23 protein-coding genes are annotated in these 24,233 nt (G+C 69.6%); 14 read left to right on the top strand and 9 right to left on the bottom strand.

Annotated elements, in window-relative coordinates:
* Position 1: 1 nt before the first annotated feature.
* Complete coding sequence (locus tag DFR69_RS06740; protein ID WP_110036545.1) at positions 2 to 1,261, bottom strand: class I adenylate-forming enzyme family protein; 1,260 nt, start codon at positions 1,259 to 1,261, stop codon at positions 2 to 4.
* 83 nt (positions 1,262 to 1,344) lie between these two features.
* The gene (locus DFR69_RS06745; protein ID WP_110036546.1) at positions 1,345 to 2,139 is read right to left on the bottom strand and encodes an enoyl-CoA hydratase/isomerase family protein; all 795 of its coding nucleotides are present in this window, start codon (positions 2,137 to 2,139) and stop codon (positions 1,345 to 1,347) included.
* A gap of 142 nt (positions 2,140 to 2,281) precedes the next feature.
* Between DFR69_RS06745 and DFR69_RS06750 the strand changes: the two genes are divergently transcribed.
* The 8 genes from DFR69_RS06750 (at position 2,282) to DFR69_RS06785 (ending at position 14,626) form a co-directional block, all read left to right on the top strand.
* On the top strand, positions 2,282 to 3,001 hold the full coding sequence (locus DFR69_RS06750) for a hypothetical protein (protein ID WP_244198121.1): 720 nt from the start codon (positions 2,282 to 2,284) through the stop codon (positions 2,999 to 3,001).
* Positions 2,998 to 3,969: an ATP-binding cassette domain-containing protein gene (locus DFR69_RS06755; protein WP_110036547.1), complete on the top strand. Its 972-nt coding sequence runs from the start codon at positions 2,998 to 3,000 to the stop codon at positions 3,967 to 3,969. Before DFR69_RS06750 ends, DFR69_RS06755 begins: the two co-directional genes overlap by 4 nt.
* Positions 3,966 to 4,748 (top strand): ABC transporter permease, encoded by a 783-nt coding sequence (locus tag DFR69_RS06760; protein ID WP_110036548.1) that lies wholly within the window; start codon positions 3,966 to 3,968, stop codon positions 4,746 to 4,748. Before DFR69_RS06755 ends, DFR69_RS06760 begins: the two co-directional genes overlap by 4 nt.
* Positions 4,749 to 4,753: 5 nt before the next feature.
* Entirely contained in the window at positions 4,754 to 8,377 is a 3,624-nt protein-coding gene (locus tag DFR69_RS06765) for an ABC transporter ATP-binding protein (protein ID WP_110036872.1), read from the top strand.
* Between the two features lie 105 nt (positions 8,378 to 8,482).
* Positions 8,483 to 12,262 carry a multifunctional oxoglutarate decarboxylase/oxoglutarate dehydrogenase thiamine pyrophosphate-binding subunit/dihydrolipoyllysine-residue succinyltransferase subunit gene (locus DFR69_RS06770; protein ID WP_167456175.1) on the top strand — a complete coding sequence of 1,260 codons (3,780 nt, stop codon included), beginning with the start codon at positions 8,483 to 8,485 and terminating at the stop codon, positions 12,260 to 12,262.
* Between the two features lie 186 nt (positions 12,263 to 12,448).
* Positions 12,449 to 13,561, top strand: a complete 1,113-nt coding sequence (locus tag DFR69_RS06775) for a hypothetical protein (protein WP_110036550.1) — start codon at positions 12,449 to 12,451, stop codon at positions 13,559 to 13,561.
* A 52-nt stretch (positions 13,562 to 13,613) separates the two neighbouring features.
* Positions 13,614 to 14,195, top strand: a complete 582-nt coding sequence (locus tag DFR69_RS06780; RefSeq protein ID WP_146229208.1) for a hypothetical protein — start codon at positions 13,614 to 13,616, stop codon at positions 14,193 to 14,195.
* Positions 14,132 to 14,626 (top strand): hypothetical protein, encoded by a 495-nt coding sequence (locus DFR69_RS06785; protein ID WP_146229209.1) that lies wholly within the window; start codon positions 14,132 to 14,134, stop codon positions 14,624 to 14,626. The genes DFR69_RS06780 and DFR69_RS06785 overlap by 64 nt, the downstream gene beginning before the upstream one ends.
* Before the next feature lie 79 nt (positions 14,627 to 14,705).
* Here DFR69_RS06785 and DFR69_RS06790 read toward each other — a convergent pair whose 3' ends face one another.
* The 3 genes from DFR69_RS06790 to DFR69_RS06800 all read right to left on the bottom strand — a co-directional run bounded on the left by DFR69_RS06790 (position 14,706) and on the right by DFR69_RS06800 (position 17,581).
* Positions 14,706 to 15,269, bottom strand: coding sequence for a hypothetical protein (locus DFR69_RS06790; protein WP_208643917.1), 564 nt, complete (start codon positions 15,267 to 15,269; stop codon positions 14,706 to 14,708).
* Positions 15,270 to 15,340: 71 nt separating this feature from the next.
* Positions 15,341 to 16,822 carry a serine/threonine-protein kinase gene (locus DFR69_RS06795; protein ID WP_110036554.1) on the bottom strand — a complete coding sequence of 494 codons (1,482 nt, stop codon included), beginning with the start codon at positions 16,820 to 16,822 and terminating at the stop codon, positions 15,341 to 15,343.
* A 174-nt stretch (positions 16,823 to 16,996) separates the two neighbouring features.
* A complete protein-coding gene (locus DFR69_RS06800) occupies positions 16,997 to 17,581 on the bottom strand; it encodes a hypothetical protein (RefSeq protein ID WP_244198122.1) in 585 nt (194 codons plus the stop codon).
* An 83-nt stretch (positions 17,582 to 17,664) separates the two neighbouring features.
* Between DFR69_RS06800 and DFR69_RS06805 the strand changes: the two genes are divergently transcribed.
* The gene (locus tag DFR69_RS06805) at positions 17,665 to 18,825 is read left to right on the top strand and encodes a hypothetical protein (RefSeq protein WP_110036556.1); all 1,161 of its coding nucleotides are present in this window, start codon (positions 17,665 to 17,667) and stop codon (positions 18,823 to 18,825) included.
* Between the two features lie 10 nt (positions 18,826 to 18,835).
* Here the strand turns inward: DFR69_RS06805 and DFR69_RS06810 are convergent, their stop codons facing one another.
* Positions 18,836 to 19,228 carry a hypothetical protein gene (locus DFR69_RS06810; protein ID WP_208643918.1) on the bottom strand — a complete coding sequence of 131 codons (393 nt, stop codon included), beginning with the start codon at positions 19,226 to 19,228 and terminating at the stop codon, positions 18,836 to 18,838.
* 74 nt (positions 19,229 to 19,302) lie between these two features.
* Entirely contained in the window at positions 19,303 to 20,019 is a 717-nt protein-coding gene (locus DFR69_RS06815; protein ID WP_110036557.1) for an SDR family oxidoreductase, read from the bottom strand.
* Between the two features lie 101 nt (positions 20,020 to 20,120).
* On the opposite strand from DFR69_RS06815, the gene DFR69_RS06820 reads away from it, so the two are divergent.
* From DFR69_RS06820 to DFR69_RS06835, 4 genes are read left to right on the top strand one after another with little or no spacing between them, the layout of a single operon-like run.
* The gene (locus DFR69_RS06820) at positions 20,121 to 20,966 is read left to right on the top strand and encodes a helix-turn-helix transcriptional regulator (RefSeq protein WP_110036874.1); all 846 of its coding nucleotides are present in this window, start codon (positions 20,121 to 20,123) and stop codon (positions 20,964 to 20,966) included.
* A gap of 49 nt (positions 20,967 to 21,015) precedes the next feature.
* Positions 21,016 to 21,228: a type II toxin-antitoxin system VapB family antitoxin gene (locus tag DFR69_RS06825; protein ID WP_110036558.1), complete on the top strand. Its 213-nt coding sequence runs from the start codon at positions 21,016 to 21,018 to the stop codon at positions 21,226 to 21,228.
* On the top strand, positions 21,225 to 21,506 hold the full coding sequence (locus DFR69_RS06830) for a PIN domain-containing protein (RefSeq protein ID WP_110036559.1): 282 nt from the start codon (positions 21,225 to 21,227) through the stop codon (positions 21,504 to 21,506). Before DFR69_RS06825 ends, DFR69_RS06830 begins: the two co-directional genes overlap by 4 nt.
* 27 nt (positions 21,507 to 21,533) lie before the next feature.
* Entirely contained in the window at positions 21,534 to 21,905 is a 372-nt protein-coding gene (locus tag DFR69_RS06835) for an ADP-ribosylation/crystallin J1 (protein ID WP_110036560.1), read from the top strand.
* Here DFR69_RS06835 and DFR69_RS06840 read toward each other — a convergent pair whose 3' ends face one another.
* Positions 21,906 to 22,517 carry a hypothetical protein gene (locus DFR69_RS06840; protein ID WP_110036561.1) on the bottom strand — a complete coding sequence of 204 codons (612 nt, stop codon included), beginning with the start codon at positions 22,515 to 22,517 and terminating at the stop codon, positions 21,906 to 21,908. It abuts the gene before it with no gap.
* 84 nt (positions 22,518 to 22,601) lie between these two features.
* Here DFR69_RS06840 and DFR69_RS06845 point away from each other — a divergent pair, with 84 nt between their 5' ends.
* Positions 22,602 to 23,156: a TetR/AcrR family transcriptional regulator gene (locus tag DFR69_RS06845; RefSeq protein WP_110036562.1), complete on the top strand. Its 555-nt coding sequence runs from the start codon at positions 22,602 to 22,604 to the stop codon at positions 23,154 to 23,156.
* A 6-nt stretch (positions 23,157 to 23,162) separates the two neighbouring features.
* On the opposite strand, the gene DFR69_RS06850 is transcribed toward DFR69_RS06845, so the two are convergent.
* Positions 23,163 to 24,233 carry an NAD(P)/FAD-dependent oxidoreductase gene (locus DFR69_RS06850; RefSeq protein ID WP_110036563.1) on the bottom strand — a complete coding sequence of 357 codons (1,071 nt, stop codon included), beginning with the start codon at positions 24,231 to 24,233 and terminating at the stop codon, positions 23,163 to 23,165.

Raw genomic sequence — 24,233 nt, forward strand, 5'->3', positions numbered from 1 at the left:
GTCAGAGCCCGCTGACCCGGCGCTGACGGACCGGCAGCACGGCGCTGACCAGTCCGTCGGCGTCGATGCTCACCAGATTGCCGGTGTGGAACCACGTTCCGCTGAATCGCACCGCCGAGGCGCCGGGATCGTTCCAGTACCGCCTGCTGACATTCGGTCCGCGACACAGCAATTCGCCGCGACCCGCGGGCGCCTGCGGCCCGGCGAGCGCCAATTCGGTACCGCCGAAGGCGAATCCGAGGGTCGAGCCGGATTCGGCCCGATCGGTGTCGTCGACCATCAGGCCGATGCCGCTGGTCTCGGTGGCGCCCCATACCGACCACTGCCGCGCGGCGGGGAACTGTTCGCGTAGCGCTGCGGTGAGCGAGGCAGGCGCCGCGGCGGCGGCTCGTTCGGAGCGGTGACAGGCCTTGCTGATCCGCCGCACGCCGCGCCCCGCGCCGCTGCCGACGAGTTCGGGCAGCAGGCCCGCGAGGATGCGCGGGGTGGCCGAGACGGTGTCGATCCGCTCGGCCGCGAGGACATCGGCGAGGCGGTGCGGGCGCGGCGCCAGCACGACGGTGCCGCCGACCGCGAAGGTCGGCAGCAGCTGATCGACGCAGCCACTGGCGTGCGCCAAGGGCAGCAGCATCAGATTGCGGACACCGTCGGCGGGCAGATCCAGCGCGCCGACCACCGAGGACACCGCCGAGAGCAGGTTCTCGTTGGTCAGCTCGACGCCGGTCGGCACCGGCTGCCGCGCCGCGGTGCCGGTGTAGCAGAGCAGCGCGGGATCGGCCAGGGCCGCGCCGTCGTCGATGTAGGCGGCGCTGTCGGGCAGCGGCCCGTCGGGGCCGAGCACGAAATCTGCGCTGCTGTCGGCGATCACACGCTCGGCGATCGCGGCGGGCAGCGTATCGGGCACCAGCACCGGCACGGCGCCGGAGAGCAGCGCGCCGAGGAAGGCCTGCACCCAGCGCGCGCTCGTCGGCATGTGCACCGCGACCCGATCGCCGTAGCCGATGCCGTGATCCTGCAGACCGCCGGCGATGCGCGAGGCGCTGTGCCACAGTTCGCGATAGGTCAGGCGCGGACCACCGACCTCCACCACCGCCTCGCGGCCGGTGAACGAGTGGACGCGTAGGTCGAGCAGCTCGGTCAGGGCCGGATTGAGATCGCCATAGCGCAGGATGCCGTCGGACCCCCTGGTCAGCCGGCCGGCCGCACCCTTGGCGGGGAACTCGATGATGGTCGCGCCCTGCTCGTTCTCGTTCTGACCCATCCCCGACCTCCACGTACGTCGATGCGGTACCGCACCACCGACTATATGACGTGGATCACATCGCTGTCAGTCACTCGGGCGGGTCATTCGCCGCGATAGGTCGCCTTACCGGGGCCGACCTCGAGGAAACTGCGCACCGCGCCGCGCAGGTCGGCGGTCGCGAAGAGCTCGCCGGAGACCTCGGGCGTCACCGAATCCGCGTGTGCCACACCGCCGGAGCGCCATGCCTCGATGATCTGCTTGGTCGCGGCGTGCGCGCGGGTCGGGCCCTCGGCCAGGCGGGTGAGCAGCGCGGTGGTCGCGGACTCGAGGTCCTCGTGCACGGCGTTGACCACGCCCCACTCGGCCATGGTCGCGGCGTCGTAGAGGTCGCCGGTCATCACGAACTCGCGGGCGCGACCGGAACCGGCGCGCTCGGCGAGGCGCTGCGGGCCGCCCATCGACGGCGTCAGCCCGACGACCGTCTCGACCAGCCCGAATTTGGCCTTCGGCGCGGCCAGGATGATGTCGCAGGCCAGCGAGATCTCGAACGCCGCGGTGAGGGTGAGCCCGTGCGCGGCGAACACCACCGGGCACGGCAGTGCCTCGAGCGGATGGATGATCTGGCCGAACAGGTCACGCCACAGCTGCGCGCCCTGCTCGACGCTGAGCCCGTCGAAGACGTTCACGTCGACACCGCCGGAGACGACCTTGCCCTCGGCCTTGATCAGCACGGCCCGCGGCGGCTGCTTGCTCACTGCGGCGATGTCGGCGATCAGCGAGTCCATGAGCGCGCGGTCGAACAGGTTCAGCGGCGGGTGGGCGAGGGTGATGGTGGCGATCTCGGCGCCGGCGGCGGTGAACTCGCGGGTGAGGCGGGTCGGGTTCGTTTCACTCATCCGGTCAGCCTAGAACCGGCGGAACGAGACCGCGCCCACACAGCGGAACCAGCGAGGTGTCGGTACTCGTTGGCAAGATGAACTGTCGGGGACCACGGTGCCCTACAGTTCGTTTCGTCGGGGCGAGGAGGAGGACGACGCCGTGTTCAACAAAGCGATCGAGAAGGCCGTGGTCGATGTGCTCGACACCGGCTCGAAACTGCAGGCGCCCGCCGTGCGGCGTTACGTCGAATTCCTGCGTGAGCGTCATCCCGGTGAGAACCCGGCCCAGATCGTGGAGCGGCTGGAGAAGCAGTACCTGCTCGCCGTCACCGGCAGCGGCGCCGCCGTCGGCGCGACCGCCGCAGTGCCCGGCGTCGGCACCCTGGCCGCGCTCGGCGCGGTCGGCGCCGAGACCGCGTTCTTCATGGAGGCCTCGGCTCTGTTCACCCTCGCCGAAGCCTACGTGCACGGCATCGAGCCGGAGGACAAGGAGGCCAGGCGCGCGATGGTGCTGGCCGTCGTCCTCGGTGACGCGGGCATGGCGATCGTGCAGAAGGGCCTCGGCACCTCGTCCAAGAACTGGGCGGGCACCCTCGCCAACAAGGTCCCCGGCATGGCCGCGATCAACAACCGGCTGCTGCAGCAGTTCATCAAGCGCTTCATCACCAAGCGCGCCGCGCTGATGGCGGGCAAGATCCTGCCCGCCGGCATCGGCGCGGCCATCGGCGGCGCGGGCAACCGCGCGCTGGGCAAGGTGACGATCGACAACGCGCGCAAGGCCTTCGGGCCCGCGCCCGCGGTCTGGCCGACGCCGCTGCACCGGGTGATCGACGCCGACCCGCTGCCCGCCATCGACGCCGCCCCGGCGAAGAAGCCGTGAGCGCGCGCCGCGGCGACGCCGTGCGGGTGCGCGGCGTCGGCAAGCAGTTCGACCTCGTCGACGCGGTGCGCGAGGTCGACTTCGCGGTGCAGACAGGGACAGTCACGGCACTGGTGGGCCCGACCGGAGCGGGCAAGTCGACCCTGCTGCGGATGATCGTCGGCCTGCGGCGGCCGAGCACCGGCGCCGTCGAGATCGACCTGCCCGGCACGGGGCCGCACCGGATCGGCGCGGTCCTCAATCCGCGCGGCCTGCATCCCGCGCGCACCGTCTACGACCATCTGCGGTGCTACGCGCCGGTGGCCGGGGTGTCGCGGCGGCGCGTCGACGCGGTGCTCGGCGAAACCGGGCTCGCGGCGGTGGCCGATACCGTCATCGCCGGGTTGCAGCCCGGTCAGCAGACCCGGCTCGCGCTGGCGACCGCGCTGCTCGCCGATCCCCCGCTGCTGGTGCTCGACGATCCGTTCGTCGGCGCCGAGGCGTTCGAACGCGGCTGGCTGCACGACCTGCTGCGCCGCCACACCGCCCGCGGCGGCACCGTGCTGGTGAGCTCGGACAAGCTCGCCGACGTGGTGGCGAGCGCGGATCAGCTGGTGGTGCTCAGCGAGGGCGCGGTCGTCTGGCAGGGCACCCCGACGAAACTGCGCCGCGGCCATCCCGACCGGCTCGTCGTCGCGGCGGCGCCCTCGATCGCGCTGGCCACCGCACTGGCCGCGCGCGGGTTCACCGACGCCGTGATGCGGCCCGACGGGCGCCTCGCGGTCGCCGAGGCGAGCGAGGCGACCATCCGTTCCATCGCCGAGACCGCGCAGGTGCGCATCGCGAGCGTCGTCACCGATCCGATCCACCCCGACCGGGTGCTGGCCTCGCTGACGAAACCGCGCAGGCACCGGCACACCAGGCCGACGCCACCGGCGGCTCCCGCCGTGTTCGGCCCGGCCCCGACCTCCCCCGGGATGCCACGATGACCTCTGTGCTGCCCGCCGACCTCGTCCCCGGCATCGAGTCCGAGGCGCGCAAGGTGCTCGCCGTGCGCCAGTCCCGGCTCCTGCTCGGCGCGCCCGTCGTGCTGGCGCTGGTCGCGACGCTGATCACCGGGCTGATGGCCGGACCGATCGATCCGAAGGGCCAGCCCGCCACGGGCGCGGCGACCATCGGGCTCTACCTCGGACTGATCGCGGCCTTCGTGACGGCCGCGCTGCTCGGTAGCGCCGCGACCGGTGGCGAATACCGCCGCAAGACCATGGCGCTGACCGTGCTGTTCGCCCCTGACCGCGATCGGCTGGTCACCGCCAAGTACGTCACGCTCGCCGGGTACGCCTTCGCGGTCGCGCTCGCCACCGAGCTGGCGAGCCTGCTGGCGCTCGTGGTCGCCGCGCGCGGCAAGTTCGAATTCGATTGGCGCCTGCTCGAGGTGCTCGGCGCCGGCCTGCTGGTGGCCATGTGCTGGGCGGTGCTCGGCGCCGGAATCGGGCTGCTCACCCGCACGGTCAACAGCGCGCTGTGGCTGATCCTCGGCTGGGCGTTCGTGCTGGAACCGCTGGTCTGGCTGGTGGCCAAGGGCTTCGGGGCCGGTGGCTTCGCCGCGGTGCTGCCGGTCGCGGCGACCGTCGCGGGGGTGAGCGCCGGCTCCTTCGCCGAGGCGGAGGTCTTCGCGCCGACACCCGCCGCGCTGGTGGTGCTGCTGTTGTGGACCGCCGGGGTCGGTGCCGCGGGCTGGTGGGACCTGCGCGGCCGCGACCTGTAGTGCCGGTGGGCGCCACCGAACCCGGCTGGATCCGCCGACTCTGGCGGCTGAGCCTGGCGTATCCGCGCCTGCTCGCCGGGATCCTCGCCTCGGTGCTGGCGGGCGCCGCGGTGTCGATCGCGGCGCCGCTGGCCACCAAACGCGCCGTCGACGCGGCCGTCGCCGGCGACACCGGCGTGATCGGCACGGCCGCCGCGCTGTTGGCGTTGCTCGCCGTCGGCCGGTTCTTCGTCTCCTTCGCGCGCAGGCTGTGGGCGGGCAAGCTCTCCCTCGAGGTCCAGCACAGCCTGCGGGTCTCGCTGCTTGCCGCGCTGCAGCGCCTCGACGGCGCCGGACAGGACGCGATCCGCACCGGACAGGTCGTCTCGCGCTCGATCACCGACCTGCAACTGGTGCAGGGCCTGCTGGCGATGGTGCCGTGGTCGGGGCTGGCGGTGCTGCAATTCGTGCTGTCGGCGGTGGTGATGGTGTGGCTGAGCCCGCCGCTGGCACTGGCCGCGCTGCTCGTCGCCCCGGCGATGGCCGTGGTGGTGCTGCGGTTGCGGCCGCGGCTGTACGCGGCGACCTGGTCGGCCCAGCAGCGCGCCGCCGACCTGGCCGAACACGTCGAACAGACCGTCACCGGCGTGCGAGTGGTGAAGGGCTTCGGGCAGGAGGCCCGGATGGTCGACGTGCTCGAGGACCACAGCCGCCGCCTGTTCGCCGAGCGCCTGCGCGCGGCGCGGATCAACGCCAGATTCGCGCCGGTCGTCTCGGCGCTGCCGCAGGCCGGCCTGGTCGCGGTGATCATCGTCGGCGGCGTGCTGGCCCGGAACGGCGCGATCGGGGTCGGCACGTTCCTCGCCTTCACCGCCTACCTCGCCACCATGACGTCCTCGGCGCGCACGATCACCTCGGTGGTGATCATGGGCCAGCTCACCAAGGCCGCTGTCGACCGCGTCTTCCAGGTGATCGATGCCGCGCCCGTGCTCGTCGACCCGGACCAGCCGGTCGCGCTGCCGCCGGGCCCGCTCGGCATCGAGTTCGATGCCGTGAGCTTCGGCTTCGACCCGGACCAGCCCGTGCTGCGCGACCTCGATCTGACCGTGCGGCCGGGGGAAACGGTCGCCGTCATCGGGCCCGCGGGCTCCGGCAAGTCCACCCTGTCACTGCTGCTCCCCCGCTTCTACGCGCCCGACTCGGGCCGGATCAGCCTCGTCGGCGCCGACGGCACCCGCGTCGACCTGGCGGACCTGCGCGCCGACGAACTGCGTGGCGCGCTCGGCGTGGTCTTCGACGACCCGTTCCTGTTCTCCGACACCATCGCCGCCAACATCGCCCTCGGCAGGCCCGAGGCCACCGACGCCGAGATCGCGGCGGCCGCGACCGCCGCGACCGCCGACGAGTTCATCACCGCGCTGCCCGACGGATACGACACCGTCATCGGCGAGCGCGGGCTCACCCTCTCCGGCGGGCAGCGCCAGCGCATCGCCCTGGCCAGGGTGCTGCTGACCAGGCCGCGCGTGCTCGTCCTCGACGACGCGACCTCCGCCGTCGACGCCGTCACCGAGGCCGAGATCTTCCGCAGGCTGCCCGATCCCGGCGGCCGGACGACCGTGATCCTGGCCCACCGCGAATCGACGTTGGCGCAGGCCGACCGCGTCATCCGGCTGCCCGCGCCCACCGCCACGGCCGTCCCCGCCGCGCCCTCGCTCGTCAAGCGCCCGGCCGAACTGGGCCGTCCCCGCTCGATGGCCGCGGCCTCCGCCGACCTGAGCGAAACCCCCGAACTCCGCGCCGCCGTCGACGCGCTGCCACCCGCCACCGAGGAGCCCGGCCTGCCCGGTGACCTGCGCGCGCCGCAACCCGACTTCGGCCTGCGCGCACTGCTGCGCCCGGTCCGTGGCCTGGTGTGTGCGGTCATGGCGCTGCTCGCGATCGATGCGCTGATCGGCGTCGCCTTCCCGCCGCTGGTCCGCTACGCCATCGACACCGGCGTCACCGCGGGCGACGGCACCGCGCTGGCGGTGGCGGGCGGGCTCGGCATCGTGCTGGTGCTGGCCGGGCTGGCGGTGGGCGCCGCGGTCACCGTGCTCACCGCGCGTACCGGCGAGCGGGTGCTGTTCGGCCTGCGCGTGCGCAGCTACGCGCACCTGCAACGCCTCGGCCTGGATTTCTACGAGCGCGAACTGTCCGGCCGGATCATGACCAGGATGACCACCGACGTCGACGCCCTCTCGACCTTCCTGCAGACCGGGGTCGCGACCGGGCTGGTCGGCCTGATCACCCTGGTCGGCGTCGCCGCCGGGCTGGTCTTCATCGATGCCGGGCTCGCGCTGGTCGTGCTGGCGACCGTGCCGCCGATGCTGCTGGCCACGCTGGCCTTCCGCCGGGTGTCCTCGGTGGCCTACTCGGTCTCGCGGGAACGGGTCTCCGCGGTCAACGCCGACTTCCAGGAGAACATCGCGGGCCTGCGCGCGGTGCAGGCCGCCCGCAACGAACCGACCGCGGCGCGGCGCTTCACCGAGTACTCGCACCGCTACCGCGACGCCCGCATCCGGGCCCAGCGCGCGATCGCGGCCTATTTCTCCTTCGGGCTCGCCTGGGCCGACCTGGCACTGGCGGTGGTGGTCTATCTCGGGGCCAATGCCGTGGCCGACGGCCGGACGACCGCGGGCACGCTCGTCGCCTTCGTGCTGTACCTGGGGCTGCTGTTCGCTCCGATCCAGGAGCTCTCCCAGGTCTTCGACGGCTACCAGCAGGCCAGGGTCGGCCTGCGCCGCATCGGCGAGCTGCTGCGGACGGAGTCCTCGATCGCGCCGGACGCACCCGACGCGGTGCCGATCGACCGGCTCGACGGCGCGGTCGTCTTCGACGACGTCGTCTTCCGCTACCCGGGCGCGACGAATCCGGCGCTCGACGGCGTCTCGTTCACCGTGCCCGCGGGTGCGACGCTGGCGCTCGTCGGCGAGACCGGCGCGGGCAAGTCGACGATCGTGAAGCTGCTGGCCCGTCTGTACGACCTGCCCGACGATCCGGCGGCCGGCTCGATCCGGGTCGACGGGGTCGATATTCGTAAATTTCCGCTCACCGACTACCGGCGGCGGCTGGGAATTGTGCCGCAGGAAGCTCACTTGTTCACCGGCGACGTGGCCAGCAACATCGCATTCGGACAACCTTTCGCCACACCGGCGCAGATCGACGCGGCCGCTCAGAACGTGGGCGCGGCCGAGATGATCGCCGGATTACCGCAAAAAACAAACCAACCAGTCGGCGAAAGAGGGCGGGGATTGTCCGCCGGACAGCGTCAGCTGATCGCCCTCGCCCGCGCCGAACTGGTCGACCCCGACCTGCTGTTACTCGACGAGGCGACCTCCACGCTCGACCCGGACACCGAGGCGTCGGTGCTGGTAGCGAGCCGATCGCTGGCGCGCGGCCGGACCACGGTCGTGGTCGCGCACCGGCTCGCCACGGCGGCGCGCGCGGATCTGATCGGCGTCGTCGCGCAGGGCCGGATCGTCGAATTCGGGACGCATCAGGAACTCCTGGCCGCCGGCGGACGTTACGCGCGACTCTGGTCGGCGGCGCGGAAACAGGAGGGAATATTCTCGCCCGGTGACCGGGCTGCTACGCGGAGATCGGGTCAGTAGCAGCGCCACTATGCCCCTGGGCATATGCTCGGTGAGGGCGCATCGGCAGCCATCCGCTGATACCCCTGCCGGGCACGTCACAAACGTCGCAGCGCGAAGAACGAAATGAGGCGAACACCAGCTGTGAGCAGCTCAACTTCCCAGTTCGGACAGAACCAGTGGCTAGTCGACGAGATGTATCAGAAGTTCAAACAGGACCCGTCCTCGGTCGACGCGAGTTGGCACGAGTTCCTCGCGGACTACACCCCGGAGGCGAGCACCGAATCCGGTAACAGCCAGCCTCCGGCCGCCGCGCCGGCGCCCGCGGCCGCTGCCCCCGCGGCGCCGAAGGTGACCGCGCAGCCGAAGGTTGCTCCGGCTCCCGCGCCGGCCCCGGCTCCCGCGCCGGCCCCCGCTCCGGCTCCGGCCGCCAAGCCCGCGCCCGCGACCACGCGCACCCCGCAGACCACGCCTGCACCGGTGTCCAACGCACCGGCCACCGCGCCCAAGGCCGCCGCCGTCGCCACCGCCGACGAGTCCAAGGTGCTGCGCGGCCCCGCCGCCGCCATCGCGAAGAACATGTCGGCCTCGCTGACCATCCCCACCGCGACCTCGGTGCGCGCGATCCCGGCCAAGCTGATGATCGACAACCGCCTGGTGATCAACAACCACCTGGCCCGCACCCGCGGCGGCAAGATCTCGTTCACCCACCTGCTCGGCTACGCGATCGTGCAGGCGGTCAAGGCGTTCCCGAACATGAACCGCCACTTTGCCGAGGTCGACGGCAAGCCCAACGCGGTCACCCCCGCGCACACCAACCTGGGCCTGGCCATCGACCTCGCGGGCAAGGACGGCAACCGCTCCCTCGTCGTCGCCGCCATCAAGGGCACCGAGGACATGAGCTTCGGCCAGTTCCACTCCGCCTACGAGGACATCGTGCGCCGCGCCCGCGAGGGCAAGCTCGGCGCCGACGACTTCGCCGGCGTCACGATCTCGCTGACCAACCCCGGCACCATCGGCACCGTCCACTCGGTGCCGCGCCTGATGCCCGGCCAGGGCGCGATCATCGGCGCGGGCGCGATGGAGTACCCGGCCGAGTTCCAGGGCATGAGCGACGAGCGCCTCGCCGACATCGGCGTCGGCAAGCTGATGACGCTCACCTCGACCTACGACCACCGCATCATCCAGGGCGCCGAGTCGGGCGACTTCCTGCGCACCATCCACAACCTGCTGATCTCCGACGAGTTCTACGACGAGATCTTCCACGGCCTCGGCGTGCCGTACGAGCCGGTGCGCTGGCGCAAGGACATCGCCGAGCGCGGCGTCGACAAGAGCGCCCGCGTGCTCGAGATGATCGCGGCCTACCGCAACCGCGGCCACCTGATGGCCGACACCGACCCGCTGCGCCTGGTCAAGGACAAGTTCCGCAGCCACCCCGACCTCGACGTCACCCAGCACGGCCTGACGCTGTGGGACCTCGACCGCACCTTCAACGTCGCGGGCTTCCACGGCCAGGAGCGCATGAAGTTGCGCGACGTGCTGTCGATCCTGCGCGACGCCTATTGCCGCCACGTCGGTGTGGAGTACACCCACATCCTCGACGTCGAGCAGCTGCAGTGGATCCAGGACCGGGTCGAGCAGAAGCACGTCAAGCCGACGGTCGCCCAGCAGAAGTACATCCTGAACCGGCTCAACGCGGCCGAGGCGTTCGAGACCTTCCTGCAGACCAAGTACGTCGGTCAGAAGCGCTTCTCGCTCGAGGGCGCCGAGGCCGTCATCCCGATGATGGACGCCACCATCGACCAGTGCGCCGAGCACTCGCTCGACGAGGTCGTCATCGGCATGCCGCACCGCGGTCGCCTCAACGTGCTCGCCAACATCGTCGGCAAGCCCTACTCGAAGATCTTCACCGAGTTCGAGGGCAACATGAACCCGGCGGCCACGCACGGCTCCGGCGACGTGAAGTACCACCTCGGCGCCGAGGGTCAGTACCTGCAGATGTTCGGCGACAACGAGATCGCCGTCTCGCTCACCGCCAACCCCTCGCACCTCGAGGCGGTCGACCCGGTGCTCGAGGGTCTGGTGCGCGCCAAGCAGGACCTGCTCGACAAGGGCGACGGCCCCGAGGGCTTCTCGGTCATGCCGCTGATGCTGCACGGCGACGCCGCGTTCGCCGGTCAGGGCGTGGTCGCCGAGACGCTGAACCTGTCGGGTCTGCGTGGTTACCGCGTCGGCGGCACGATCCACATCGTGGTGAACAACCAGATCGGCTTCACCACCGCGCCGGAGAACAGCCGCTCCACCGAGTACTCCACCGACATCGCGAAGTTCATCGGCGCGCCGATCTTCCATGTCAACGGTGACGACCCGGAGGCCTGCGACTGGGTCGCGCGCCTGGCGGTCGACTTCCGGCAGAAGTTCCGCAAGGACGTCGTCATCGACCTCGTCTGCTACCGCCGCCGCGGCCACAACGAGGGCGACGACCCCTCGATGACGCAGCCGGAGATGTACGACGTCATCGACACCAAGCGGTCGGTGCGCAAGGCCTACACCGAATCGCTGATCGGTCGTGGCGACATCTCCATGAAGGAGGCCGAGGACGCGCTGCGCGACTACCAGGGCCAGCTGGAGCGCGTGTTCAACGAGGTCCGCGAGCTGGAGAAGTACGTCCCCGAGCCGTCGGAATCCGTCGAGGACGACCAGAAGGTCCCCGCCACCGTGCAGACCGCGGTCGACAAGTCGGTCCTGCAGCGCATCGGCGACGCCTTCAACACCCCGCCGGACGGCTTCAACGTGCATCCGCGCGTCAAGCCGGTGCTGGAGAAGCGCCGTGAGATGGCCTACGAGGGCAAGGTCGACTGGGCCTTCGCCGAGCTGCTGGCCTTCGGCACGCTGATCGACCAGGGCCACGATGTGCGCCTGACCGGTCAGGACTCGCGCCGCGGCACCTTCACCCAGCGCCACGCGGTGATCATCGACCGCCTCAACGCCAACGAGTACACCCCGCTGCACAACATCGGCTCGGAGAAGCCGGGCTGGTTCGCGGTGCACGACTCGGCGCTGAGCGAGTACGCCGCGGTCGGCTTCGAGTACGGCTACTCGCTGGGCAACCCGAACGCGCTCGTGCTGTGGGAAGCCCAGTTCGGTGACTTCGTCAACGGCGCGCAGTCGATCATCGACGAGTTCATCTCCTCGGGTGAGGCCAAGTGGGGCCAGCTCTCCGACGTGGTGCTGCTGCTGCCGCACGGCCACGAGGGCCAGGGTCCCGACCACACCTCGGGCCGCATCGAGCGGTTCCTGCAGCTGTGCGCCGAGGGTTCGATGACCGTCGCGGTGCCGTCCACCCCGGCCAACTACTTCCACCTGCTGCGCAGGCACGCGCTCGACGGCATCCGTCGTCCGCTGATCGTCTTCACCCCGAAGTCGATGCTGCGCAACAAGGCCGTGGTGTCCGACATCAAGGACTTCACCGAATCGAAGTTCCGTTCGGTGTTCGACGAGCCCACCTACGAACAGGGCATCGGCGACACCGCCAAGGTCAAGCGCATCCTGCTGACCTCGGGCAAGCTCTACTACGAGCTGGCCGCGGAGAAAGCCAAGCACAAGCGCGAGGACGTGGCGATCGTCCGGATCGAGCAGCTGTACCCGATCCCGACGTACCGCCTCAACGAGGCACTGGCCAAGTACCCCAACGCGACCGACATCGCGTGGGTCCAGGAGGAGCCCGCCAACCAGGGCGCCTGGCCGTTCTTCGGCCTCAACCTCCCCGAGGTCCTCCCCGACCGCCTCGGCAAACTCCGCCGCATCTCCCGCCGCGCCATGTCGGCCCCCTCTTCGGGCTCGTCGAAGGTGCACGCCGTGGAACAGGCCGAGATCATCGCCGAGGCCTTCGAGCCGACCGCGTAAGTTCTTCCCGCACAACGGCTGACGCCGGAGGATCACCAGATCCCCCGGCGTCAGCCGTTTTCCGTCCTCTTTCGGCTAGGCCGCGTCGGGGCGACGCGGTAGGGTGAGCCGGCATGAATCATCCTGGGGGAAAGTTGTTTTCGTGATGTTCGAGGTCAATTCCGGCCGATGCCATCGGCAGCTGCGGTGAACGACTTCTCGGTCCATTTGGGTAGCCTCGCCGGGTTCCGGCTGGACCTGGAGGAACTCGGCGCGAACTTCTCATCGAATGCGTCACGAATGCTGTCGTCTTTCACGATCCCCGCCGGCACCACGGGGCTGCTGGCGACTGTGGCGCCGTCATTCGAGACGTTGAACAGCACCCTGTCGTCGTGCCACGGACAAGATGTGACAACCCTGGCCGCATTCGGCTCCGGTCTCGCCACGGCCGGGACCCAGTACCTGACATTGGACACGACCACGGCGAACGCGATTTCCGCGGTGAGTGACAGTGCGGCGGTGAGTGTCTCCGGCGACCCCGGGACGGTGAACAGATTCGCCGGACTGCAACTTCCGACGCTCACGGCGACCGACGATGCCCAGTTCACGGTTCGACAGTTGGTGAACAGCGGCATCGAGGTTCTCTCGCCCTATGACGACAGGCTGAACGAGGCGATTGGCATCAGACCCGCCGCGGACTACCTGACCCCGCTGGCCGCGGACTGGGAGGTCCTGCAACCACTCGGAAATCGGATCTCCCAGCTCAGCATCAATGACTTCGTGTCGTCGCAGAATCTCTCCGGAGGACTCCAGTGGTTACAGTCCACCTGGACCGGGACTGCGGCCGCAGCTTTTGCGACGAGCGCAACCACCCTCGGACAAGCGATATCCGCGCGCAGCGATGACCTGGACGCAGTGTCGAAGATCGTCCGAAACGGCGGGGCCTACCTCGAGCGCCTGGTCTACAACCAGGCAGTGGGGCTCAGCAGCGCGCTCACACAGCCGATGACCTTTCTGGACATCACGCTCCCGCTGTCGCATTGGGCCCTGATGATCAACGGGCCGATGCGCGAGTCGTTCCGCACGGAGATCGTTGCCGCCATCGACGCGATGAAGACATCGGCGAACACGAGACGGGATGCGATAACCACAGCGCTCGAGCGCATCTCCCAGGCGATGGGCTATTCGCCCGGCCGGGCGACCCCGACTTACAACGCGACCGAGTTCGAGATCCCGGACAAGGTGGCCGCTGACGTGGGTGTGCGGCGATACGGCCTCGACGACAACGTGTGGTGGGAGAACAGCATTGCATCCGCCTGAAGACCGGGAACTGCCGAGCAACCGGGCCATCTACGGTTCCGACACCGGAGTCATGAGCAAGGTGGCAGCGGGATTGGCACGAACCGACCTCACGGCCGTTCTGGTGGCCTGGGATTCGATGGGCTACGACCTCGCGCCGAAGCTGCTGCGAATCTATATGCGTGACGAGGGTCCCAACCACAACTACCGATTCGACAGCGCCGAGATCCGCAAGATCGTCAAAACGAGCGCCGTGCAGCGGGCGGCGGCCGCCAGCTTGGACGAGGTGAAAGATCTGGCGCGGGCGGATCCTCGCATCGGCGTGACGAGGGAAATCACGCCCGCTGCCTGGATCGGCAATGTCGAAATCAGCGATGACGACGACCTGTCCAATGCTCTCGGACACTTCGACGTCGCGGTAGGAACCGACACCACGGTCTATCAAGCCGACGACGGCGGTCTCCGAGCGGAAATGGACTACCGGATATACGTCTACGACTACTACAACTTCGACCTCAAAGGTGATCACCTGATCAACATCAATCCCGCGAAGACCATCAACAACGAAGCGCGGCAACTGGAGGAGGCGGGGTGGGCGCGCGCGTTCAAGTCCAGGGGTCAATCCGCCATGCTCCACTGGAGCGGATCGCTGTGAGCCGGGTCGCGCGTCAGCGCATCTTCTCGGGCGCTCTGGCGTGCCTGCTGGCAGGGCTGGTCGTCGGCTGTTCCGGCGACTCCGACAGCTTGCAGAACCTGGCGACCTGCGGGGAGTTCGTGTTCCCGGCGGACGCGAAGGTGATCTGGTTTCAGGAGAACGACACCTTCGGCGACACTCTCCTGGACGCGGTTGTCGAGATATCCGCGGCCGCGGTCCCGGAATTCAAGCAGCGATCGCAGCTGACCGAGTTCGCACCGGGGGTGCCCAACTACTGGCGTCAAACGTGGAGTGCCATCGGTGAGGCGCAGTCGCTGGCGCAGGATGCCGGGAACGAACACCTGGTCGAGCTGAACAAGAGCCCGACCAGGTGGGTCGTCATCCACGATTCCGGCGAGAAGAGGCAGCTCTTCCTCCGGGCGGGATGCTGAGGAGATCTCGAAACACGGTGTGGGGGCGACCGCCTCGGCAAGCTCCGCCACATCTCCCGCCGCGCCATGCCGGCCGTTGTCAGGCCAGCAGGTTCCGCATCACCGTGCGGACATGCTGTTCGGTCAGCCTGCGCAGTTCGACGCGGCCGATCCGGCTGCCGTGGATCGTCAGTGTGGTGTCCACGAACAGATTTTCGTCGAGCACGCCGATCCGCACTTCGGTCACCGCGCGCCTGTCCTCGTTGGCACCTTCCCGGACGAACGCGTCCTCGCCGAGCCCGGGCAGGTATTCGAAACTCGCATTCGGGTCCGAGACACGCTCGCCGACAAAATATTTGAAGTTGTCGTATTGCCGTCGCCGGTCGGCGCCCGCCCGCGTGACATCCAGATTCAGCGACACGGTGAGATCACCGAAGGTGCCGGAGCAGTAGCCGGTCGAACCGATGGGCTCCTGGCGGTTCTGCTGCCACCCGGCACTGCCGCGACGCGCCAGTTCCGCCAGATCCATCAGCTCGCAGTGACTGTCCTGTTCCAGTTCGCGGTACTTGCGCGAGGTCGGGATGTCGATCGGTGTGCCCGGCGTCCATTGCGAGATCGCCGACGCTCCGTTCTCGCGCCCCAGCCACATCACGGTGGCGACCACGATGACCACCGCCAGCACACACGCCGACACCGCCGCGGCCGACCAGGGCAACGAGAACCGTCGTCGTGGCGTCATGCGAGGCGCTCCCAGAGCATTCGTCCCTGATGTTCGCAGGCCGTCGTCATCTCCGATTCGTCCACGGTCGTCTGCGCCGGTGTGTGCAGCGTGACGGCGACGACCACGTTGTCGTCGAAGAGGCCGAGCTCGCAGGTCGGGCCGTACATGTACGCCAGCCGGCGCAGGTAGAGATAGGAATCGTCACCGACGCCGAGCGTGCGATCCACCGAATTGGTCCCCGACGCGCGCGCCAACTCCCGGTCGCCGCGGAAGAACTCCTCGGCACCGTGCCCGTCGTTCACGACCTTGGCGAGCACGGTGACCGCCAGACCGCGAAAGGAGACCGAGCAGTGGTGACTCGAATACGGTTCGGAGTCCACGGATTCGGAGTGCAGGGGCGATTCGGGTGCCCCGCCGAGCTGTTCGAGAGAGGTGAGATCGAGCAGCTCACAGGCGTTGCCGACACTCTGCGTGGTGTAGACCCGGGTGGGTTCGCCACGGATCAGGTCGGTGGTCGTCATGACGACGAGCAACGCGACCGTCGCCGCTGTCAGGACGGCGGTGAGTGCCGCGGGCAGCAGCGCCCGGCCCCGAGCCCACCGCCGACCGGGCGATGCGGCCCGAACATCGACCACGACCGGATCGGCCGGTGATGTCGGCGGGGCAACGGTGTCGAACGCTCTGGTCGCCGCGGCGGCGAGATCGGCACAGCGGGCGAATCGATCCTCCGGCCGTTTCGCCATCGCCGTCGCGATGACCGCGTCGATGGCGCGCGGTAGCTCCGGCCGGAGCTCGGTGGGGCGCGGTGGTGGCGCGCCGAGGTGCGCGGCGATCACGGCGGCCTGATCGCCGCGCGGGAACGGCGGCTGCCCGGTGAGCAATTGGAACAGCGTGCAGCCGAGGGAGTAGATGTCGGCGCGATGGTCCACCGTGTGCCCGTGGAACCGTTCGGGCGCGGCATAGGCGAAGGTCGCCGCCATCCCGGACAGGGTGACGGTGTCGTCGAGCGTGCGGGCGATCCCGAAGTCGGTGAGCAGCGCGGTTTCCCCGCCCGCCGCATCACGTTCGACGAGCAGGTTCGCGGGTTTGACGTCGCGATGCAGTACACCCTGCTCATGCGCGAAGTCCAGCGCCGCGGCGGCGCCCTGGATCAGGCGCAGAGCCCGGGCCGGGGTCAGCCCGGTGGGCTCGGCCCCGAGCAGACCGATGGCGTCCCCACCCGCGACGTATTTCATCGACAGCCACAGCACCTGATCGTGCGGACCGCTTCGGTCGTAGACAGAGACGATATTGGGATGTTCGAGCCGTGCGGCGACCGTCGCTTCGCGTTCGAAGGCGTTGCGCGCCTTGCTGTCCAGCGACAGTCCGTGGCCAAGCACCTTGATCGCGACGCGGCGGTGCAGCCGCGGGTGCTCGGCGAGGTACACCGCGCCCATTCCGCCGGTACCGAGGAGTCGTTCGATCGTGTACCCGGCGAACAGTGTCCCGCGTTCCACCCCTGCCCACCTTCTACCGCCGCAGTCCAGAGCGACGAGGCTCGGCGCACCTGGGTCGGGTCGAATCTAGGTGCACGCGACTGCCGGGAGCAACTCGCTCCCCGTGGTGGGTGGCCACGAGCCGGGTGGACCGGCGGGGGCGATCCGTTTCAGGATCCGCCCCCGCGAGCCTTCCTAGGCGTTGAGGGTGATCCAGGCCATGCCCGAGAGTTGTTCCAGGTCATGGTGGTTGGGGTAGGTGTCGGAGGTGGCGACGATCGTCGCTTCGACGCGGCCGGGGCCGGGAGCCATCCCCATGCCGGTGATCACGCCGTCGGGGGCGTGTTCGACGACGCCGTTGCCGTCGACCTTGTGGGACTGGCCGTTGGCGACGCCGGTGTCGAGGTTCTTCCACCGGACCGAGACACGATAGCCCTCACAACTCTGGCCGGTCTGGACGATCTTCACCCGGACCCCGAGCTGCCCCGCCTGGGGCTGGGGCACCGTCTCCGCGTTGATGATGGCCGCGCAGCCGATGCCCGGTGTCCTCGCGAGGGTCGGGTTGAACTGGACGACTTGGTCGGACGGCAAGGCCGCCGCTGGACTGCTGAACCCGACGAGCGCGGCAACGGCCGCTGCGGCGGCCACCCCGACCTGAACCGAAACCCGTTGTCCTTGTGTGCTTTTCAGACTCATGCCCTGGATTTCGCGACCCGCCCGGCGTTCGTTAACCACCGTAACGGTCTCGATGTGGCAACGGGTCGCGGAGACGCGGGTCACAGAGTTCTCTCAACCACGCGGCACACTTCTCACACGGTCGGCGAGTAACCTCCGCCGCGAACTCTCGGATCTGGAGGCACATAGTGAGCGGACGTAATGGATTCCTGCTGCTCGGCGGGATCGCGTCGGTGGGCGCGGGGGCGGTGCACTTCCTGGCCGCCGGCATGCACACCGACCACGCCACGCTGGCCAGGCTGATGGTCGTGCTCGCCGCGATCCAGTGCGCCACCGGTCTGGCGGTGCTGTTGAGCGAACGCAAGATCATCGTGTCGGCGCTGGCCGCGGTGAACGCGTTCGCGGTGGCAGTGTGGGGGTTCACCCGTTTCGCCGACATCTCGCTGGTCACCGGCCTGACCGCGGAGGCGCCGGGCGTTGCCGACACCGCGTGCGCCGCCCTGGGCGCGCTGGCCGTGATCGCCGCGGGTATCGCCCTGCTGCGGCCCGATGCCACGCTGCCACCCCTGCGGTCCGGGATCGCGGCGAGCGCGGTCGGCGTCCTCGCGCTGGCGGCCATGCTCAACGGCGTCGGGCACGTGCACAGCCACGGCGGCGACGAACACGCGGCAGGTGGTCATTCGCACGCCGCGGGCGACGACCATGCCGACACCGGCGACGCGTGGCCGCGCCCCTTCGACCCGACCAAGCCGATCGACGTCTCCGGCGTCCCCGGCGTCACGGCCGAGCAGGAGCAGCGCGCGACCGCGCTGATCCAGCGCACCCAGGAGAAGCTGCCCGCCTTCGCCGACGTCACCACCATCGGCGCGCTCGGCTTCCGCTCGATCGGCGATTCCGCCACGGGCTACGAGCACTGGATCAACACCGGCTACATCCGCGACGACGCATTCCTCGACCCGACCCGGCCGGAATCGCTGGTCTACCGGGTCGACGGGCAGAATCGCACCCTCGTCTCGGCCATGTACATGGCCAAGGGCAAGAAGATCGACGACCCCGCCCTCACCGACTACGCGGGCAGCCTGATGCAGTGGCACGTGCACGACAATCTGTGCTGGAAGGCGGGCGACAACGGCCCCCAGGTCGCGGGTGTCACCGACGCGCAGGGCAACTGCCCGCCGAACTCGATCAATCCCGGGGCGGGGAATCCGATGGTGCATGTGTGGATCGCCCCGCACGAGTGCGGGCCTTTCGCGGCGCTGGAAGGCCACGGCGCGGGGCAGGCGGCCACCGACGGCAGGCGCACCGACACCTGCGGCGACGGCCACAGCCACGGCGGCGGGCACAAGTAGCCGAGCGGGTTCAGCCCGGCTGGACCCACCGGCGCAGCGCGTCGATGGTGGTCTCCGGAGAGGTGTTGAAGCAGAACCGGATTCCCGGCACCAGCTCGGACGTGACATTGATCAGGCGCTCGAACAGCAGCGTGTGTTCGGGGGCCATCCGCACACCAGCGCCGATCATCGCGACGCGGAACTCCCCGCCGGCCACGCACTCGCGCAGCTGTGCCTCGGCCGCGTCGGGTTCTGCGGGCAACTGGCAGCTGACGAGGTCGAAACCGGCCTCCCGCAACGCTGTTTCTCCCGCGGTGATGCGTGCGGTCAGGATCGCCTCGTCCAGTCCCGGATAACGGGAATAGTCGACGGCGCTCGGGTGCAGGCCGATCGAGAGCACCGAATTCGGATCCTGTTCTGCCACTGCGTTCTCCATTCCCATCAGATACACGACGGCACCGACACTCGTGAGCACCGCCGCGAGCAGGGCGCCGGCTCTCACCACGGTGCGGCCCCGGCACGGTCGAAGAAACCGCCGCTCGGGCCGTCATGGCCGACCATCGCCATGGCCACGATCGCATCCGTGCCCTCGGTGACGGTCTGGAATCCACTGTGCCCGTTGAGGTCGGTGGCCGTGTAGCCGGGATCGACGGCATTGACCTTCATGGTGCCGAGCTCGCTCGCGTACATGACGGTGAGCATGTTGAGCGCCGCCTTGGTGCTCGGATAGCCGAGCGCGGGCGGCAGCAGGCCCGCCCATTTCGGATCGGTGATCGTGGCGATCGAACCGACGCCGCTGGAGACCATCACGATCCGCGGCAGGCCGGACCGGCGCAGCAGCGGCAGGAACGCGTTGGTCACCCGGATCGGGCCGAAGACATTGGTCTCGAACACTTCTCGCAGGTCATCAGGCCCGGTCTCACTCGGCGCGGCCCGTGGACCGCCGATGCCCGCGTTGTTGATCAGGACGTCGAGGTGGCCCGCCTCGGTGCGCACGAAGTCCGCGGCGGCGGCCACGGATTCGTCGGAGGTCACGTCCAGTGCGACGAACCGCACGTCGAGCCCGGTCGCGGCGAGTTCGGCGGCCGCCACCTCGCCGCGGCTCTTGTCTCGGGCGGCGAGAAAGACCCGCCAGCCCGAGCCCGCAAGCCGACGCACGGTTTCCCGGCCCAGCCCTTTGTTTGCCCCGGTGACCAGGGCGATCGTCTGTGTCATGCCCCCAGATTCGCGCCGCGCCGGGCCGCGCTCCAGTGCCGGTTCCGCCTAGGACGGGCGGTACCACCCCGGGCAGGCCGACCTGCGGCACCATGGAGGACGTGGACAGAGCGGAATTGGCGACGGTGCTGCGCAGCGCGCGGTCCCGGCTCAGCCCCGCCGACGCGGGTCTGCCCGCCGGAGCGCGCAGACAGGTACCCGGACTGCGGCGCGAGGAGGTCGCGAGCCTGGCCGGCGTGAGCGTCGACTACATCGTGCGCTTGGAACAGGGGCGCGGACCGAAGCCGTCCGATCAGGTGCTCGGCGCGCTCACCAGAGCCCTGCGGCTCACCGATGTCGATCGGGATCTGGTCTATCGGCTCGCGGGGGCCGAACCACCGCAGGCCGGGCGGATTCCGCTGGTGATCCGCCCGAGCGTGCAGCGGCTGTTGGACCGGCTGGCGGATCTGCCGGTCCTCGTCCTCTCGGCGAAATCCGACATCCTCGCCTGGAACCCGTTGTCGGCGGCGCTGCTCGGCGATTTCTCGGCCATTCCGCCGGCGCGGCGCAACATCATGTGGCAGCGCTTCCTCGGCACGGGCATGGGCCGAGTGGTCATGACGCCCGAGGAGGCCGACAGCAATGCCGCCGCCTGCGTCGGCTGCCTGCGCGCGGTCAAGGCCACCTACCCGGACGACCCCGGCCTGACCCGCTTGATCACCGAACTACGCACCGGCAGCACGGAATTCGAGTCCCACTGGCTCGCGGGCCGCTCCAGCACCATGCACAGCCTCACCAAAACCATCGCCCACCCCGACCTGGGCACTCTCACCCTCGACTGCGACGCCATGCACGTCCCCGACACCGACCAAACCATCATCATCTACTCCGCACCCCCGAACACCCCCACCGCGACAGCCCTCGACCTCCTCCGCGTCACCGGCCTCGAAGCCTTCGACGCGGGATAACCCCGCCGTTCCGTCCGGGCTCAAACTCCGAATCAAATATGGAGGCGTGATGGCGACAACGGTGGAGATCCCGGACGAGTTACTCGCGGAGGCCCTGCGGCTGACCGGACTGCCGACCAAGAGGGCGGTCATCAATCTCGCGATGTCCGAGCTCGTCCAGGGTTACCGCCAGCGGGAAGCGCTCGCACGGCTCGAGCGGATGGACCACAACCCGTTGCTGACCGCCGAGGAGCTCGCGGCCGATCGCCCCGAGCGCCGGTGAGCGCGGCCACCGTCCGGCCGAGGTATCTCCTCGACCACTCGGTGATGTCGCACTACCGGACGAACGCCGCCGTCGAACGCGCCATCGACGAACTCGCGATCACCGGAGCGCTGTGCGCGTCGACAGTCACGAGGGACGAGGCGCGGTTCAGCGCACGCAACGCCGCCGACCTCGGCTATCTCACCGAGCTCTACGGCTCGGTCTTTCACTGGCTGCCCGCCGGCAACGGATCACCCCCGCCTGAATATCGGGTGATTTCGCGGCGGGGCGCGGGATAAGGTGCGTGCTTCGACGAGGGAGGGGCGATGAGCGCACTGCGGACGACGACGCTGTGGCGGCCGACGGGGCCTGCGGAACTGGGGTTGGTCGCCGAATCCGGCTGGCGGGCTTGGCCTGCGCGGTTGCCGGATCAGCCGATCTTCTATCCGGTGCTCAACGAGGCCTACGCGGTCTTGATCGCGCGGGACTGGAATGTCCCGGCCTCCGGGGCGGGGTACGTGACGCGATTCGAGGTGCGCACGGACTTTCTGGACAACTACGAAGTCCAGCAGGCCGGTGGGCGCGAGATCCTCGAATACTGGATTCCCGCCGAGGATCTCGCGGAGTTCAACCGGAATATCGTCGGTGTGATCGAGGTGGTCCGGCGGTTCCCGGAGGATGCACCGGTGCCCGACTGATCAGGCTTCGGAGCGTTGCTTCGGGAGCGCCGCTCTGATCTCGGCGATGGCTGCGCGTGGGTCGTCGACCCAAAAGGCGATGGTTTCCGACGTGAGTTCGCCGTGGCCGGTGGTGAAGGTATGGGGCGCGGTGAGGTCGACGCGAACGTTCGTGGAGCTGCCGACCGGGAGCGCGATGATGCCGTTTTCGGTGCGGTGCAACGACTTCGAATCGTCGTAGGCACGCAGGTCGCCGCGCACCGCACGCACGGCGGCGAGCGGGACGGCGAGTTCGGTGCGGCGCAGGTAGCGCAGGCGGAGATGTTCGGCGGCGAGCAGGTGCGGGTACATGTGGTGGGCGGCGAGCAGGCCGAGCATCCACAGCAGCCCCCATGCGCCCAGCGCCAGCGCGGCGAGGCGGACCGGCGCCCACGGAATGAGCAGGTGCACCGCGGGGATCTCCACCGCACTGACGATGACAAAGGCCCAGAGCACCGCCGACATCGCGCCCGCGTAGCGAATCGGCGCGCCGTCGGCGGTATCGGCCCTGCGGGCGATCGCCCGCGCGAGGCTCACCCACACATCGATCTCCCACCGGACGAAACGGCGGGTGAGCAGCAGGATCTGGCGCATCTCGGCCTCCTATTCAATACAATTGCATTGTAAAGAGCCGGAGGCCGGTATAGCAATACGACTGCATCGTGAAAGAATGTCGCGATGCCGAAGAGGGTGGACCACAGTTCTCGCCGGGCCGCGATCAGCGACGCCGTGATGCGCCTGCTCGCCCGCGACGGCCTCGAATCCATCAGCCTGCGCCACGTCGCCGCCGAGGCGGGCGTCTCCGCTGGCCAGGTGCAGCACTATTTCCCCAGCAAGGACGCGATGATGGAGTTCGCGGCAGGCACCATCGCGGCCCGCATCGAAGCCCGGGTGACGGCTGCGAGCCCCGACCCGGACCTGCACGACCTGCTCACCGCACTCCTGCCCACCGACGCCGAGTCCGCCGCCGACACCCGCACGATGATCGGCTATCTCGCCTTCGCCTCGGTCCGCCCGCAGGTCGCCGAGAAATTGGCTGCCAACGGCATGGCCTTCCGCGACCACGTCGCGAGCCTGCTCCCCCACCACCCCGACCCGACCGCGGCGGCCGAGACCCTTCTCGCCCTCCTCGACGGGCTGGCTCTGCACGTCAGCGTAGGCCAGCTCACTGCCGACGCCGCCCGCGCCGCGCTGGCGAGGGCGATCGACGAGGCCCTCACCCGAACGCGGTGAACAGGTTCAGGCCTCGACGCCCACTGTCGCGGCCGCACGGAGGGCCGCGACCGCGTCTGCCGTCTCGGCCATCACCAGTTCGGCATTGATCTGGGCGCCCGCCATGGCGCCGGCCGCGGCTGCCGCGCCGACCTGGGCGGAGGGATCGGTGGCGTTGCCCGCGATCCAGACGCCCGGGACGGCCGTGCGGCCGGCCGGATCGGCGGGGATGTGGTCGCCCATGCCGGAGGGGTGCGGCTCGGGGGTGAGGCCGAGGTCGGTGAGGAAGGTGGCGCGGGTGTTCATGCGCGGAGCCACCACGAGGGCGTCGCGGGCGATGACGGTGCCGTCGGCGAGGCGGACGCCGGACAGCGCGCCGTCGGTGGACAGCACCTCGGTGACCTCACCGTCGACGATCGAGATACCGCGGGCCACCAGCTTTTCCGCGTCCTCGGCGGACAGGGCGGGAGCGGTGTGGGTGAGGAACACGATGTCGTCGCTGAGCTGGCTGAACAGCAGCGCCTGATGCACCGACATCGGGCCGGCGGCCAGGATGGCGATGCGCTGGTCGCGCACCTCCCAGCCGTGACAGTACGGGCAGTGCAGAACGCCGTGACCCCACTGCTCGCGCAGGCCGGTGACCTCGGGGAGTTCGTCGGCGAGACCGGTGGTGACGAGGATGCGGCGCGCGTTCACGGCTCGCCCGTCCTCCAGCGTCACCCGGAACTCGGGCGCCGACCCGGCGGAAACCGGCGCGACGGCGACGGGGCGGCCGTCGGCCGTCGAATCTTGCCCCACACCAACGGATTCCGATTCGGTGAAACCATCAGGCAGACGTTCGACACCGACGACCCGGCCTTCGACCACATGCCCGCCGTACCCGCGCACCTCGGCGCGCCCCCGCTCGAGCAGTTCCAGCGGCGGCATCCCCTCGCGGGCCAGCAATCCGTGCACACCGTCGGCAGGCGCGTTGCGCGGCGCCCCGGCATCGATCACGGCGACCGAGCGCCGCGAGCGGGCGAGCATGAGCGCCCCGTTCAGTCCGGCCGCCCCGCCGCCGAGCACCACCACGTCATAGGTTTCGTTCAACTCAGTCAT

Origin of the sequence: Nocardia neocaledoniensis, from assembly GCF_003182135.1 — a bacterium.
In the GTDB taxonomy this organism is placed as follows: Bacteria; Actinomycetota; Actinomycetes; order Mycobacteriales; family Mycobacteriaceae; genus Nocardia; species Nocardia neocaledoniensis.